This window comes from Microcystis sp. M_QC_C_20170808_M3Col (assembly GCF_007095505.1).
Classification (GTDB): domain Bacteria; phylum Cyanobacteriota; class Cyanobacteriia; order Cyanobacteriales; family Microcystaceae; genus Microcystis.
This window is the reverse complement of record NZ_SFBY01000033.1, coordinates 1-15,008: the sequence shown is the minus strand read 5'-3', so window position 1 is coordinate 15,008 and position 15,008 is coordinate 1. Positions and strand designations below refer to the sequence as shown.

At 41.4% G+C, this 15,008-nt stretch carries 14 protein-coding genes; 10 read left to right on the top strand and 4 right to left on the bottom strand.

Annotated elements, in window-relative coordinates; all coding sequences use genetic code 11:
* From EWV84_RS01730 to EWV84_RS01715, 4 genes are all read left to right on the top strand, one after another.
* Positions 1-482 (top strand): IS200/IS605 family accessory protein TnpB-related protein (locus tag EWV84_RS01730; RefSeq protein WP_287076017.1); only part of this gene is annotated, 482 nt, incomplete at its 5' end.
* A gap of 440 nt (positions 483-922) precedes the next feature.
* Positions 923-1,120: a DUF751 family protein gene (locus EWV84_RS01725; protein ID WP_002737592.1), complete on the top strand. Its 198-nt coding sequence runs from the start codon at positions 923-925 to the stop codon at positions 1,118-1,120.
* A 41-nt stretch (positions 1,121-1,161) separates the two neighbouring features.
* Positions 1,162-1,560 carry a 30S ribosome-binding factor RbfA gene (rbfA, locus tag EWV84_RS01720; protein ID WP_287076012.1) on the top strand — a complete coding sequence of 133 codons (399 nt, stop codon included), beginning with the start codon at positions 1,162-1,164 and terminating at the stop codon, positions 1,558-1,560.
* A gap of 190 nt (positions 1,561-1,750) precedes the next feature.
* On the top strand, positions 1,751-3,331 hold the full coding sequence (locus EWV84_RS01715) for a glycoside hydrolase family 3 N-terminal domain-containing protein (RefSeq protein ID WP_287076010.1): 1,581 nt from the start codon (positions 1,751-1,753) through the stop codon (positions 3,329-3,331).
* Here the strand turns inward: EWV84_RS01715 and EWV84_RS01710 are convergent.
* On the bottom strand, positions 3,328-4,527 hold the full coding sequence (locus EWV84_RS01710; RefSeq protein ID WP_287076008.1) for a lipid-A-disaccharide synthase-related protein: 1,200 nt from the start codon (positions 4,525-4,527) through the stop codon (positions 3,328-3,330). The genes EWV84_RS01715 and EWV84_RS01710 overlap by 4 nt on opposite strands.
* Before the next feature lie 339 nt (positions 4,528-4,866).
* Between EWV84_RS01710 and tsaE the strand changes: the two genes are divergently transcribed.
* Positions 4,867-5,337 carry a tRNA (adenosine(37)-N6)-threonylcarbamoyltransferase complex ATPase subunit type 1 TsaE gene (gene tsaE, locus EWV84_RS01705; protein WP_286825766.1) on the top strand — a complete coding sequence of 157 codons (471 nt, stop codon included), beginning with the start codon at positions 4,867-4,869 and terminating at the stop codon, positions 5,335-5,337.
* Between the two features lie 37 nt (positions 5,338-5,374).
* On the opposite strand, the gene aqpZ is transcribed toward tsaE, so the two are convergent.
* Positions 5,375-6,136, bottom strand: coding sequence for an aquaporin Z (gene aqpZ / locus EWV84_RS01700; protein WP_287076006.1), 762 nt, complete (start codon positions 6,134-6,136; stop codon positions 5,375-5,377).
* Between the two features lie 512 nt (positions 6,137-6,648).
* Here aqpZ and EWV84_RS01695 point away from each other — a divergent pair.
* Both EWV84_RS01695 and EWV84_RS01690 read left to right on the top strand, forming a co-directional pair.
* Positions 6,649-10,581 carry a restriction endonuclease gene (locus EWV84_RS01695; protein WP_287076004.1) on the top strand — a complete coding sequence of 1,311 codons (3,933 nt, stop codon included), beginning with the start codon at positions 6,649-6,651 and terminating at the stop codon, positions 10,579-10,581.
* Between the two features lie 269 nt (positions 10,582-10,850).
* The gene (locus EWV84_RS01690; RefSeq protein ID WP_286825769.1) at positions 10,851-11,024 is read left to right on the top strand and encodes a hypothetical protein; all 174 of its coding nucleotides are present in this window, start codon (positions 10,851-10,853) and stop codon (positions 11,022-11,024) included.
* Positions 11,025-11,555: 531 nt separating this feature from the next.
* Here EWV84_RS01690 and EWV84_RS01685 read toward each other — a convergent pair.
* Both EWV84_RS01685 and EWV84_RS01680 read right to left on the bottom strand, forming a co-directional pair.
* On the bottom strand, positions 11,556-13,118 hold the full coding sequence (locus EWV84_RS01685; protein WP_287076002.1) for an iron uptake porin: 1,563 nt from the start codon (positions 13,116-13,118) through the stop codon (positions 11,556-11,558).
* A 271-nt stretch (positions 13,119-13,389) separates the two neighbouring features.
* Entirely contained in the window at positions 13,390-13,953 is a 564-nt protein-coding gene (locus EWV84_RS01680) for a thylakoid membrane photosystem I accumulation factor (RefSeq protein WP_287076000.1), read from the bottom strand.
* Positions 13,954-14,001: 48 nt separating this feature from the next.
* On the opposite strand from EWV84_RS01680, the gene EWV84_RS01675 reads away from it, so the two are divergent.
* The 3 genes from EWV84_RS01675 to EWV84_RS01665 all read left to right on the top strand — a co-directional run.
* Entirely contained in the window at positions 14,002-14,496 is a 495-nt protein-coding gene (locus EWV84_RS01675) for a J domain-containing protein (RefSeq protein WP_287075999.1), read from the top strand.
* A gap of 5 nt (positions 14,497-14,501) precedes the next feature.
* On the top strand, positions 14,502-14,774 hold the full coding sequence (locus EWV84_RS01670; RefSeq protein ID WP_004163459.1) for a DUF3143 domain-containing protein: 273 nt from the start codon (positions 14,502-14,504) through the stop codon (positions 14,772-14,774).
* Between the two features lie 94 nt (positions 14,775-14,868).
* A partial coding sequence (locus tag EWV84_RS01665; protein ID WP_287076019.1) for a helix-turn-helix domain-containing protein occupies positions 14,869-15,008 on the top strand: 140 nt, incomplete at its 3' end.

Below are 15,008 nucleotides of genomic sequence, written 5' to 3'. Positions count from 1 at the left end.
CGTTAAAAAGCCTGAATCAATTTTATAACCAACGTCGAGCTAAGTTACAATCTCTGTTAAAAGGTAATCGTCAAAGTTCCCAGAGGATTCGCCGTTTAACTCGATGTCGAAATCAGAAAGTAGATGATTATCTTCATCAGGCTAGTCGTTATTTAGTCAATCTCTTAGTTGACCAAGAGATCACAACTTTAGTAATTGGGAAAAATGACGGTTGGAAACAAGAGGTAAACTTAGGGAAAGTCAATAATCAAAAGTTTGTGACCATCCCTCATGCTCGATTAATTGAGATGATTAGTTATAAATGTCAATTAGAAGGAATCAAAGTGATTATTCAAGAGGAATCCTATACCTCCGTTGCTAATTTTTTGAATTTAGACCCCCTACCAGTGTATGGACAAACAACTGAAAAGCCAGTGTTTTCAGGAAAAAATGGGATAGAGAGGTGCGTAGTTCACCCAAGGAGAATTAATCTCTCGAAGTAAAAGTGAAGGGAATTTCTGAAATGGAATTCAGTCTGTCTATATTTGACTATACTTTTACTAACTATCAATGCCAACCTTGCACCCATCCAAAAGTTAGTTTGGCTCTAAGTTTTAAAAATCCCTTATTAGTCGGGGAAATTCCCGACTCTCTCCACAAAGATTTGATATTTGATCGCTGTCATCTGGCTATTCATTATCCTCTTTTGGTTAGCCCAAATTCAGGGATCGATCGATGCCCGTCACGATCTTGAAAATGGCTCTACCCTTAACTGTATCTAGAGTAGAGTGATTCCGTATTTCTCTCCAGCCAGATAGTTGTACTATACTACTAAATAGCACAAAAGTCTAGGGATTCTGTTAAGTCCCATTAATCGGGCGGCGTGGCAGCATCGAAGCTTACTGCTATAATTACTTACGGACAAAGATAATAAACAAAATTTATGGGCGACTTTTTTGATAACGTGAGCCGTTACCCCCGCTATCTGATTAGCTTTAGTTTAGGGATTTTCTTCGCCTTTTTCGGCTGGTTAGCCCCTTTATTAAAAAATCCCCTCACAGCGATCGCACTTGTGGGCTTTCTAGGGGGAACTTTCGCCTTTCTTTATTTCACCCTCAAAGCCATGCTCGGATTAGCTTGATACAATGGTAAGGGTTTCGCTGTTTTTAGGGGACGAAAATTATGGCTAACGATCGTCGAGTATCTCGCGTGTCCTCGCTAATTAAGCGCGAGGTCAGCCAAATGTTATTAATGGAAATTAAAGATGATCGCGTCGGTGCCGGTATGGTTAGCGTTACCGATGTGGATCTATCCCACGACCTGCAACACGCTAAAATTTTTGTGTCTATCTACGGCAACGAAGATGCAAAGGCCGAAACTATGGCCGGTTTAAAAGCTTCTGCGGGATTCGTCCGGCGCGAACTCGGTCAACGCATCCGTCTCAGACGTACCCCCGAAGTGGTCTTCCTCGAAGATTCTTCCCTCGCACGCGGCGATCGAATGTTACACCTTCTTGATCATATTAAAAGCGATCGACCCCCAGAAGATGACGATTCCGATATCAGTGAACAGGATAACTAAATTTAGACAAAACTGGGAACTTAAAACTTAAACCTGATAACTGATAACTCTCCAGAAAACCTTTGATGTGCTTAGTTTCTAACCTTCTTTTTAGGTAGGAGAATTGCCAGATTCTGCCTTTTGCCTCTTGCATGAGTGCCTCTTGCCTTCAGAAGCTGATAACTGATAACTGATAACTGATAACTGAATAGTGAGCGATCGCATTTTATCCCTAAAAGAACGTATTGGTCAGATGATAGTAGTCCGCGCTTCCGGCTATCTCTTTGACCAACAAATCCGCTATCCTGTCTGGGAACCTGTCAACGCCACCCTGAAACATTGGTTAGAAACCCTCCACCTCGGTGGGGTGATTCTCTTAGGAGGCAGCGCCGCCGAAATCGCTTTCCGCACTCAACAATTACAAAGTTGGTCTGGGGATAATCCTCTCCTCATCGCCGCCGATATCGAGGAGGGAGTCGGCCAAAGGTTTTCCGGCGCCACTTGGTTTCCCCCCCCGATGGCTTTAGGAAAAATAGCCGAAAAAAGCTTGACAAAAGCCACAGAATATGCTAGGGAAATGGGAGCAATTACCGCTAAGGAAGCCCTAGCGATCGGGATTAACTGGATTTTAGCCCCAATTGTCGATGTGAACAATAATCCCGACAATCCGGTTATCAATATTCGTTCCTTCGCTGAAACTCCTGAAATCGTCGCTAATCTAGCTCAAGCTTTTATTTTAGGGGCGGATTCCTATCCAGTTTTGACCACGGCCAAACATTTTCCGGGCCACGGTGACACCAGCAATGACTCCCATCTCGATCTTCCCATCATCAACCACGATCATCATCGCCTAGAAGCGATCGAATTGCCGCCCTTTCAAGCAGCAATCGAGTCAGGGGTTGATAGTATTATGTCAGGCCATCTGTTAATTCCCGCTTGGGATGCCGAATTTCCCGCCACTCTTTCCTCGAAAATTCTCGGGGAAAAACTGCGCCAAAATCTCGGTTTTCAGGGTTTAATCGTCACCGATGCCCTGATTATGGGGGGAGTGACTAAAATTGCCAGTGCTGCCGCCATAGCAGTGAGGGCGGTACAGGCGGGGGCCGATATACTATTAATGCCTCCCGATCCGATCGAAGCGATCGAAGCGGTGTATAGTGCCGTGCAAGCGGGTACAATTAGCGAAGCGAGAATTAATGATTCTTGGCAACGTATTCAACGAGCAAAAGAGAAATTAGGGCAAAGACAGCCCTCCTTAGAATCCTTAAGCAGTTTAGCGGCACCGCAAGCTCTAGAGATTGTCAGCGATATTTTAAAAGATTCCCAAACAGTTAGCTCTAATTTACCGATTCAAGCCACTCAAGGCCGCAATTTAATCATTATCGATGATTTACTCCACTGTGACTTTCTCGATCGCTCTTGTCCGGCGGTGACAATTCCCCGACAATGGGGTTATCAAACGCAAATTATCGACCGTAGCACCTTTAATCAGTCCCTCGTCTCCCCAGAAACGACTCTCCTACAAGTATTTATCCGTGGTAATCCTTTTCGGGGTAGTGCCGGATTAAGGGAGGAAACGAAAGCTATCTATCAAGCTTTGCTGAAAACCGGACAGATTCAAGCATTGATTGTTTATGGTAGTCCCTACGTTTTCCAGTGGTTTCGTCAACAAAGCGGAGAAATTCCCTATCTTTTCAGCTATGGACAACAAGCAAGCGCTCAAAAAATTGCCCTAGAAACTGTTTTTGAGTGGCCCACTAGCGGCGAAAATCGGACAGATACTTTCCTTTAAGGGCAAAAATCGTCTAGTAACCATCGGGCAATGCGATCGGAGGCACCGGCTGACCCCATTCTCTGACGACCATTAAAGGCGATTTCTTGCCACTGTGGGGGATTTTGTAATAAATATTCTAACTTGTCTGCCACTGACTCGGCACTATCGCTTAAGAGAATTGAACAGCCTAATAAACGCTGTTGCAGTTTGGCAAAATGGGGAGTAAACTGTGGTCCGTCCCCCGCAATCGTGATCGCCGGTTTACCCAAACCGACGAACTGTTCCGTGGCAGTTCCCGCCATGGCGATCGCTAGATGGCAACGGCCTAAATATTCGGCGTAATCCGTTTGAGAAATAGTTATAAATACTTCTTGACAAATAAACTTATTTGTGCTATGTTCTCGCCAACCCCGGGAAATTAAAGCAGCCGTAAAAGATTCTAGGGGGAGAGAAGGAGCGATCGCCGCCAAAAATTCCAGCTGATAATCGGGAAAACGTCCGATAATGGCGGCCACAGCCTCGATAATTTTCTGCCAATTGTGGAGAGATTCGGGAAAGCGCGAACCGGGTAGCAGCAGAATATTTAGGCAATCTTGGGGAAAATCGCCCGTTATCGAGGGTAAAAGGTCATCCATCATCGGATTACCCCCATCGACAACGGGAATTGACCACTGTTGTAAAATTTTGCTAGTTAAACTATCCCGGGGAAAAACCCCCCGACAGCGAGGATGAGCTATTAACCAGCGTTCCCAGGGATAATAGTAGGAACCCCAGAGGCGATCGATCATCGAGCTACTATCTAACCATCCCTGCTCATCCCGGAGATAGTATTCCGATTTAGCCGTTCCCACAAAAGCATAATCTGTCTCGCTCAACCAAGCAAGGGCAAGGGGTAAGATATCTCCCACCGCGACAATTTTTCCCCCTTCTTGGCCCCAATTTCTGACCAGACGGTATTGACGGGAGGTTAATCCTAATAATCCCTCCCGTAGATCTCGCCATAATTGTTTGGCATCCCTGGTGATAAAACCCCCAGAGGGCATTTTTTGACCTCGATCGAGCAGGGGAATCCCCAGACGAATATAAGCATAACCGTTACCCACTAGGGGTAAAGCAGTAATACCGGGACAGTGGGGAGATGATTGCAGTCTTTTAATAATCCGGATCGCGATCTCATCTTCACCGTGGCCATTACTCAAAAATAATAATTTCACTGTTCCCCTTAACTTCTGGCTTAAAGTCCTAAACTTCGGTTGTTTTATTCCCCTCGACCCTAGACAATGCTCATGGTTAGGGAACAATCAATTTTATAAAAGCAGTTAACCAACTCCCATTTAGTCTAATCTACCAGAAGGTTTCGCCGATCGCCTATCTCTGCCCTGATAGCGACCATTTGACCAAAGGTTAAGACTAAGAGATAAGAGATTAGTTTAACTGCTTCTATTTTTCTCGATCAAAAAGACCAAATTTCGCCCCCCAGAGCCAAGGGTGTCAGAAAGCTGCTCTGATCGCTATATTAAAATCAGTGATTAATTGGCATCCTAGCGGAAAAAATGATTATCGACTTACCCGATCGAGAAGCTACTGTCAATTTAGGCGAAAAACTGGGGCAAACCTTGGCCTCTGGCAGTGTAATTTTATTAAAAGGCGATTTGGGAGCGGGAAAAACCACCTTAGTACAGGGAATTGGCTTAGGATTGGGCATTCAAGAGCCTATAGCTAGTCCTACCTTCACCCTCGTTAACGAATATAACGAAGGCCGCCTTCCTTTGTATCATTTGGATTTGTATCGTTTGCAGGGTCAAGATATCGAGGCGCTGTACCTAGAAAATTATTGGCAGGGAATCGAGGTAGATTTAGGGATAGTGGCGATCGAATGGTCAGAACGTTTAACTTTTTTGCCAGACAATTATCTAGAGATTACTTTACTCGATCGAGGCGAGCAAGGACGACGAGCGCTGCTCAATTTTGTCGGTGGGGACGAAAAAAATAGCGACCCCACAGGAATCGCTATCAGCACTTGACTCTTTAAGCAATCAAACTTTAGCGGTAACTTTCCAGTTATTCTCTAATTCGTCTTTCTTCTAAAGTTTCTTCAAAGAAACTATTGTAGAGGAAACCCGCAGCCAAGGCCCCAACAATAGGAGCAATCCAGAATAACCATAATTGACCAACGAGAGCCATATTACCGCATAAAAGAGCAACACCGGTACTACGAGCCGGGTTAACGGAGGTATTGGTCACGGGAATGCTAATTAAGTGAATTAAGGTCAATCCTAAACCAATAGCGATGGGAGCAAAACCGGCCGGAGCGCGTCGATCGGTAGAGCCTAAAATGATGATTAAGAACATGAAGGTCAAGACCACTTCCGTGACCAAAGCGGCGATTAAACTGTAACCACCGGGAGAATGTTCTCCGAAACCATTGGTGGCCAGAGGGTTACTGCCTCCCAGAGCGAAACTGGGTTGACCACTGGCAATAATGTAGATAATTACTGCCGCTAAAATCGCCCCTAAAACTTGAGCGATGATGTAGGGAAGTAGTTCCGAACCGGGGAAGCGTTTACCTGCCCAGAGACCGAAGGAAACGGCCGGATTAAAATGTCCCCCCGAAATATGCCCTAAAGCGTAGGCAAGGGTAAGAACCGTTAAACCGAAGGCAAGGGAGACACCCACAAAAGAAATCCCCAGATGGATATTAAAATCAGCACCATCTACGACACTCTTGGCTTTACCCACAAATACTGCCGCTAAAACGGCACTACCGCAACCACCGAGAACCAGCCAAAACGTCCCGATGAACTCTGCTAGATACTTTTTCATCTCTAATATCAAGGTTGAAACATTTTACTTTCAAGTTATTTCCCATCAAACCGGATTAAACTGTTATGAGATATTAAAAAATAGTTATTTTTTTATCTTCAATTTAGCAGTCTTCACGGGAAACCTATCAGCTTTTTAGAGGTATAATACTAAAAAAAACAGGAATTTCTGCTAATTTCACACTTTCTTTAGATTTATCTTCTATCTTGATGTCTGAGGGGTTTTGGCAGTGGTTGACCCTTTCCGCTCCTAGTTAATCGTGGAGAGAAAAAAGAAGCGATCGAGTGCTAATTATGAGATGATCGATGCAGGAAGAAAAGGCGATATTTAATATCAACAATAATTAATGTTAGACTGGGGAGTAAAATCGTCCGAGATTTAGGAGTTTTAGCGGCGGCAATTGCCCAAAAAGAGCGGGGAAGTTTGATCGAGCCACACACTCTAACCTAGATAGGTTATACTAAAATTGTACGCACATCGCAGTCATCTCGTTACAGCGTTAAGTATTACCCATGATTTTACCACCTGTTAATCCTCTTCCTGAAAATTTACCTTTAAATGACAGCAATTGGTCGTGGGAAAATTTTGAAGCCTTTTGCCACGATCTAATTTCTCAATTCGGTACAACTAAGAACGCAAATCGCTATGGAAGAAAGGGCGATTTTCAAAGAGGTATTGATATTATCGCGGAGCAGACGGATCGTACTTGTTGGGTTTTTCAGTGTAAACGATATAAAACATTCACCGCAGCTGAGGTAAGAACAGCTATTGAAAAGGCTACCTACAAAGCGGATAGATACATATTGTTATTAAGCTGTGAGGCTAGTTCTACTGTTATAGACGAAATAACAAAACATCCTAATTGGGAATGCTGGGATCTACGGAATATTTCTAGCAAAGTTAGATACTTAAAATCAGATATTTCCCGCAATTTGGTAACAACCCATTTTGGAAAATATTGGTGCAATCACTTTTTAAGTTTATCAGGACTAGAAACCTTTGTTTCGTCAAAAACATTTTTTCAAACCTTATTAGATTACAAGCGTTTATTTCATCATTGTTGGTCATTTGTTGGTAGTAAATCAATCCTCGAAGAATTACATCGATTTATAGATTCTGATAATCAAAAAATCGCTATTTTTACAGGTATTGGCGGAAGTGGCAAGTCAAAACTGCTTTATCACTTTGCGAAAGAATTCGAGCAACATCACCCCGACTGGGAGCTACGATTTGTGATGAACGAATCAATCACAGTGGAGAGCCTTGATGAATTACTAACCCAGCCTAATTGCGCTATTGTTATCGATGACGCTCATCGAAAAGAGGGTTTATCTAATTTGTTTAATTATATTAAACAGCGATCTCAAAATCAGAAATTCAAATTAATTTTTTCCTCTAGACCTCAAGGATTATCTTTTATAGAATCAAGCTTAACAGGTTCTGATTTTGACCAAAACGACATTACAAAGCTAGGTAATCTAGAGCCTTTAAATTATGACGAAATCAAAGAATTAGCCCAACAATCTTTAGGAAACAAATACGAAGATCACGCACGACTATTAGCCCAAATAACTCAAGATTGTCCTTTAATAACAGTTATTGCTGGTCAGTTAGTCGCTCAAGATAAAATTCATCCAAGTTTACTAGAACAAAATGATAAATTTCGTGAGTCTGTTCTGAATAAATTTCAGCAAGAGATACTAGGAAAAATAAGCGATCACATCCCTTCAGATAAATGTCAACAGATATTACAGTTGATTTCTGCTATGGCTCCTATTCCACAAGAAAATAGTGAGTTTTATCAAATAGCCTCTCAATATCTTGACATCAAAGTATCTCAACTAAAGCGGTATATTGGTATTTTGTTGGAAAATACGGGGATTCTGTTACGAACACGAAACAAAATACGAATTACACCAGATATATTATCAGATCATATTCTAGCTACGGCTTGTTGGCAGGGCTTTTCCACGAGCTATATACAAGAAATTTTTAAGTTATGTGAATCGCATTCTGAAATATTTTATAACTTTTTAGTCAACGTTTCTGGGCTAGATTGGCGTATTCGTCAAGTCAACCAATTGGAAACCAAGTTACTTGACGAAGTTTGGAATACCATCGAACAACAATACCAACAATTGTCTAATCGGGAGAAATATTATTTTCTAGACAATTTAAACAAGGTTGCTTACTATCAGCCTAAACGGGTTCGTACGTTAATTAAATTTGCGCTCAATAATAAAGAAGATGCTGAGGAAGTTAATAGTTTACGTCTAACAAAAATTCCGACCCTTCTTCGGATGGTGGGTTATACAATTTACTATCTGCCTTACTGTTGCGATCTACTTTGGGAAATTGGTAAACAAGATAATCGAGCTTTAAATCCATATCCCGATCATGCTCTACGAATTTTGCAAGACTTGGCGAAATATGAAAAATACAAAGGACTAGAAACACAACAAATTATTATTGATGCGGTATCTCGATGGCTGACCAGAATCGATAATGATAATTACTATTTTTTAGCCTTAAATATTTTGGATGAAATTTTTAAAAAAGAGTTTGAATATCAATATACAGAGAACCGAACAATTCAGATTCAAATCCATCCTCTCAATCCTGAATTTGCACCCACGATTCGTAGCCAAGCACTAAAATTAATCGAAAAATGTTTAAGTTTAGATATAAAAATAATTATTAGAGCCTTACAAAGTTTGGAAAATGCACTTAGAGAACCTCAAACTATTAGCGGGAATAGAAACGAAGAACGTTGCGAAAAATGGGTATCCGAGCAGTTAACTATTTTAAAAATAATCGAGGAATTAGTTAATTTTAACCACGAGCCGATTATACATTTAAAAGTGGTTAATATACTAGATTGGTACATACATCGGGGCTATTCACAACAAGTCAGAGAAAAAGCCTTATATATTACCCAATGTATTCCCGATACGGATGATCTGCGATTGGTGGGTTTCATGATCAACCATGAAGCTTTAGATTGGTTGATCAATAATAAAGGTCAATTTGATTTCTTCAATCCTGATTGGTATAGCCAAATATGTAAGAGAGTAAAAGCGATAGCAGAAGAATATTGCCAAGAAATATTTTTACAAAAATACAAATCGTCTCAAGCTATTATACAAAAAATTAATCAGAAATGCTTGGAGATAGAGAATGCAGGTCAATGCACGGATACTTTTTATTTGAAATATCCTTTTTTAGATTGTTTAGTTCCAAAAATTGAAAGACAAACACTGGTTGAAATCTGTGAAGCAACCTTAGAGAATCCTAGTTCTCCAATAGCGAATTACTTTGGTTTTTTCTGTAGTCACCTTAGACGGAATGATTTAGATACTGCCATTCATCTAATTCAACTCGCTATCGATAATGGTTCGGTTCCGATTCTTTTATCGATTGCTACAAGCTACTATTTCTGGTCTGAGAGTTTACGAGACAAAGATATTTCCCTACTATCAAGTCTATTATCTAGCGATAACCTTGATATCAAAGGTTATACTATCAATTCTATCGGTAGAATAGCCAGTGAAAAACCGAATTTAATGAAACCACTTATTTTGAATGTTGATATTGGAAATAATCTCGAACTGGCTAAACACTTATGTGGTAAAATCGGAACTACTTACGGTCTCTCTTCAGATTATTTGTCTAATAATGAAGTTGAATTACTATTGAAGAAGCTTGTAACAATTCCAGAAATCAGTGATCATGAAATTGAAAATTTTTTAGCCATCGCGTTTAAACATAATCCTCTCGCCGTTATTCAGTTTCTTCTCGATCGTATTCGCTATCGGAAAGTTAATGAGCTTCCTAGTTATAATTATACTCCGATCCCCTATCAAGATGCTTATAAATTTTTTGTATCCCTCCCAGAGCCAGAGGTATATTCTGATATACTTCGACAAGTAAGGGATAAAATATTTGATGGAGAAGGCGAGCGTTATTTTATACCAATTTTATTTCACGCTCTCTCAATGGTTAAAAACGGTGAATCTAGCAAACCCTATTACTATGAAGATGAAAATTTGACGTTTTCTTCAACAAGCTTAGAAATTCTGGAGGAATGGATTAATTCAGAAGATGCGGAAAAAATTAAAGAAGCCAGTTATTTGCTTTCAAAAGCTCCCCGTTCATTAATTCTCGAACAAGTAGATTTTATATCCAATCTAGCTTCTAGAGCGGATGAAATTAGTCAGGATTGCTTTCTATCCGTACTACAAAACTTACCCGGAGTATCCTGGACTGGTGCGATATGGGTAACTCCGCAACAACCGATTCCCGAACTAATTCAGTTTAAAGATGAGTGTTTAAAAATTGCCGAGACATTTCCTCCGCTTTCCGCTAGTCGTCGATGTTACGAGGAACTAGCTAAAGTTTTCCAGAAAACAAACGATGATTTTTCCAATCTTGATATCGATGAATGAGTAGAAAACACGCCGCAGTAATAATACTAAATCCTGTTTAAAGGGGATAGGAAAGTGGAGCGGGGAGCAGGGAGCGGGTTTTTAAAGTTCGATTAGGAGTTAATCATGCTATTAAAAGCGGATTTGGTATTAATCGTGGAGAGAAAAAAGAAGCGATCGAGTGCTAATTATGAGATGATCGATGCAGGAAGAAAAGGCGATATTTAATATCAACAATAATTAATGTTAGACTGGGGAGTAATCCACGGCTCATCACCAAAGTACAAACCATGACTACTACTACTGATATAGGCACAATTGAGCAGGGCTTATCTCATAGGGGAATTATTTTAGCTCCACAACAACGATATGAAATCGGTGACTTGATGCGCGGAGTATTAAAGTTGATTAACACCAAGTCACCAGAAGAAATGCAGGGGCAACTAGAATTTCTGAGCAACTAGATTTCTTAAGGTAGTGAGCGGTCTATTCTTAATTCTCCTGACTCCTGACTCCTGACTCCTGACTACTGGCTACTGACTCCTAACCCTAACAACAATTTTTGATTTTTACCAGAGGTCTATTTATTCAGCCAGCCCTACATAACTTTTTATACTAAATCCGGTTATTAAAGACTGATTATCTATTGCCCCTTTTGCCTATTGCCTATTGCCTATTGCCTATTGCCTGTCCTCATAAGTAGCCTATACTCAACGGATTTAGTATTACTTTCTCTCAGATTAACTCCTCTTAGTTCAACCTGCTAAAAATAATAGTCAGGTATTTTTGTCTGTTATAATTTATACAAAATAACCTGCGATTACCCTGCTTATTCTCGTCGGCGAATGGTAAATTTACTGACTGTTATACTGATACTAAATCCTATTTAAAAGCGATAGGAGACTGGGGAACGACGGAACAGCAGCCGGTCGTCGAGAGATGATGTCAAATCCCGTCATACTTTATCTTTATTGCTGACCGGCTGCCTAGACAAATCAGAAAGTAAAAGTCGTGCGGATAGTACCGATAACTAAGGTAGAATTGTTGTTATTCGAGTTAGGAGAAGTAATCACGATTACCCCTGGAGTAAGGGCAATATTATCGGTGAGTTTCCACTCATAAAATCCTTCGATATGAAAGGAAGTATCCGGATCATTAGTGGCACTACCATCATTTAATCTAATGCTAGAATTAGATACCCAAGGCTGCATACCAACAATAATACCCGCCGTATTTCCTTCTTTAAATAAATCAGGAAAAGCCAAAGTTACCGCCCAATTCCAGATATCTAAATCCCCGCGTTCTATTTGTCCATTTAAAGTGCTAAGGGTGATAGCTTTTGTGTAACCCCCCCAACCACCGAGAACAAAACCATCGACAATTCGCCAACTAAATTGTAAACCCAAACTATTATTAATGGTCGGGACAGCCTCCCCGAATAGTTCTTCGGTGAAAAATCGGAAATTCGAGCGCTGACTTCCCGTCCCCGTGTCTAATTGGTTATAACCATGAAAGTAGGATAAAGCAATGCCAAAATTCTCGTTTGGAACATAACCCACCTGCCCTAGGGCAGTATAGGAACCGTTAAATAAGCCCGCTCCTGGGTTAGGATCGTTAGCATCCCCGGCAAGATAACCAGCGCTGAACTGGAAAGCCCCATAATTACCCTGTAAACCGAGTCCAGTTTGTCCGGGGGCAAAATAAAGGGGATTGCGGGTGCCAAAATCGGAAAGCGCCCCACTAGCACCATCTCCATCCAAAAAGTTGAGGGTATTGGTAAAGTCATCTTTAGCACCTCCCGTCGCTTCTAACCAGAGGTAGATATTTTCCGTTACGGGGAAACTGTAGTTTAAAACTTCTAGCAATAAATCATTGCCGTCGGGTTGGGTAAAGGCTAAGGTACTTTCAAAAGTTCCCGTAGTATCGGCTAAATCGGCAATATTTCCCGTTGCTAAACGGGTATAGAGTAAATCTTTGCCTGTGAAGCTAGTATTTAATTCTAAACGGGCCCGATAACCAAAAGCTGGTACTTGGGGAATCCCTTCACCACCGTTTTTTTCTCCTGTGGCTACCCCATATAATGCCATTACCACTTCCCCGGTTAATTTAGTGGTGGTGGAAAATTGATTATTTTCCAGAAAAGCGACTCGATTTTCTAAGTTATTAACCCTAGCCCCTAAGGCCGCTAATTCTGTCTCGAATTCGCTGACTAATCGCTTGATTCTGTCTAGATCTTCTTTTAATACCGCTACTCCTTCTTGAATCAATCTTTCTAGGGTATTTAAGCAGGAATTCAACCCGGCGGCAAATTCCCAACGAGTTAAAGCGCGTTCACCGCGAAAAGTACGGTCAGGATAACCTACTATACAACCATACCTCTCCACGAGACTTCTTAATGCCTCAAAAGCCCAGGCGGTGGGAGAAACATCCCGCAATTGATTCACCGTCGTCACCTGTGCCATGGGGTTACTAGAGAGGTTTTCGAGACTATTAGCCAGTACTGGACTGGAAAACCCCAGTAATATCGCTGCTGTTAGGAAATTTTGCTTGATTTTCATTGCTGTCTCTCACACCTATAAGAATGATTATTGTTCTCAGTATAATCAGGTTAGCAAACTTTTTTCAGTCTGGCACTGTTGCCAATATTTGTCAAATGTTACTTCAGATAAAATCTGAATTGCCTAGTTTTTATTGGTTTAAATAGATATTAAATGATAATAAAAGCAACAAATAAATAATTTTATTGTTCCTAAAAACAAGATAGAGACGCTGCTGACAGCATCTCTAAATGATTATTTTTGGTTCAATTGAGGATAAAAAACGAGGTGACTAGCGCAATTCAGCGTTAAACTCGTTAAAAGAGCGTCTTTTTAACTCTAGCGATTGCGATCGAGGCAAAAGCTCAAAAACCTTTCTTAAGACATCATCCACATCTTCATATTTAACATTGCCCAAACCATCATAAACCACTTTACCTTGTTGGTCTAAAACCACCGTTTGGGGAACCCCACCGCGATAATAGTAACCCGGCTCATCGGGACGATAGGAAGACTTTAAGGGGATAGAATCGACAGTAACGGGGATAATACTGGCGGCGCGACCGTAAAACTCTTGAAAACGGGAGACAATCGCCGCAAATTGCTTACAATCACTACTATCATCCAGATAATAGACAATAATAGCCGGAATTTTCCGTTGAAAAGTTTCCGCTAAATTTAAACGCGGCGGTACGAGGGAACCATTACCCGCATAGACCACAAAAATATTACCATCGAGGCGATCATCATCGATCCCCGCATAGGCGCTAGGGGTTAGCCAAGGAGACAAACTCGTCAGAGCAACAATAAGAAAGACAAGACAGATCTGAAGACGCGGCCGATAACGAGATTTCATGATCAACAGGGTTAAAATATTAAGACAATTTTTAGTTTAAAAAATCTTGTGACCTTCGAGCGCGATAATTCCCAAACCACCTCGCGAGTCATTGCCGCTAACTCGCGCTTTGCCAATACTTATTATGCCATTCTAGGGCTACATCCGAGTGCCTCGGTGATCGAAGTGAGACGCGCCTATCGGGAACTAAGCAAAAGATACCATCCCGATACTACCGAACTCAGCCCCGAAGTGGCAACGGTTAAATTCCAGCGTCTTAACGAAGCTTATGCCACCCTGAGTAATCCCGATCGCCGTTCCCTGTATGATTTACAGATAGGTTACTCGCACTGGAATGTCATCCAAACTATCCCCGATAGCGATGAACCCATAGCTAATCGTAGCGCCTATCTCGATCCTACCGATCGCCCCCTATCTTCGGGAGAAATTTTTGCTTTGTTTATCTTGGGACTCACCCTGCTGGGCTGCTTGTTACTAGCGGTGATTATTGCTATGCTTCGAGGAGAGAATGCCGTCACTGTAGCCCAATTATTTTTGATTTAGATGCGATGAAGATTCCCACTGCCGATACTCCCCTCTATAATCATCCCTTACCGGCGATCGAAGCATGGCTAGTTAAATTAGGTTGTCGGAAAAATACCGAGAATATCCACTGTTGGATCGTCGAAAAACCAACATGGAAAGCGGAAATCTGCCTCGATATCGAAGAAATAACCGTTCGTTACTTTCGGGCAGCAAATGACGGCAGTGACATCAATCGCGCTTTTAAATACTCCCTTAGTCGCCAAGATATCGAATCGGCGGTTTTTTCCGGTCCCTAATCATCGAAAATTTGGGTCTGAAACCCCGTCGTTCTACGACGGCTTTACCGTTAAATACTAGCGCATTTACACGATATATGCCAGAATGTGAGGTATGGAAAAAGCCTATTCTTACCGATTTTACCCCACACCAGAACAAGAGTCGCTATTGCGACGCACCTTGGGCTGTGTAAGATTAGTTGACAATAAAGCTCTCCATCTCAGAACACAAGCATGGTACGAAAAGCAAGAAAG

Coding starts and splice junctions, on each gene's coding strand:
- EWV84_RS01725 (WP_002737592.1), top strand. CDS start 923: ATGGGCGACTTTTTTGATAACGTGAGCCGTTACCCCCGCTATCTGATT.
- rbfA (WP_287076012.1), top strand. CDS start 1,162: ATGGCTAACGATCGTCGAGTATCTCGCGTGTCCTCGCTAATTAAGCGC.
- tsaE (WP_286825766.1), top strand. CDS start 4,867: ATGATTATCGACTTACCCGATCGAGAAGCTACTGTCAATTTAGGCGAA.
- aqpZ (WP_287076006.1), bottom strand. CDS start 6,136: ATGAAAAAGTATCTAGCAGAGTTCATCGGGACGTTTTGGCTGGTTCTC.
- EWV84_RS01695 (WP_287076004.1), top strand. CDS start 6,649: ATGATTTTACCACCTGTTAATCCTCTTCCTGAAAATTTACCTTTAAAT.
- EWV84_RS01690 (WP_286825769.1), top strand. CDS start 10,851: ATGACTACTACTACTGATATAGGCACAATTGAGCAGGGCTTATCTCAT.
- EWV84_RS01685 (WP_287076002.1), bottom strand. CDS start 13,118: ATGAAAATCAAGCAAAATTTCCTAACAGCAGCGATATTACTGGGGTTT.
- EWV84_RS01680 (WP_287076000.1), bottom strand. CDS start 13,953: ATGAAATCTCGTTATCGGCCGCGTCTTCAGATCTGTCTTGTCTTTCTT.
- EWV84_RS01670 (WP_004163459.1), top strand. CDS start 14,502: ATGAAGATTCCCACTGCCGATACTCCCCTCTATAATCATCCCTTACCG.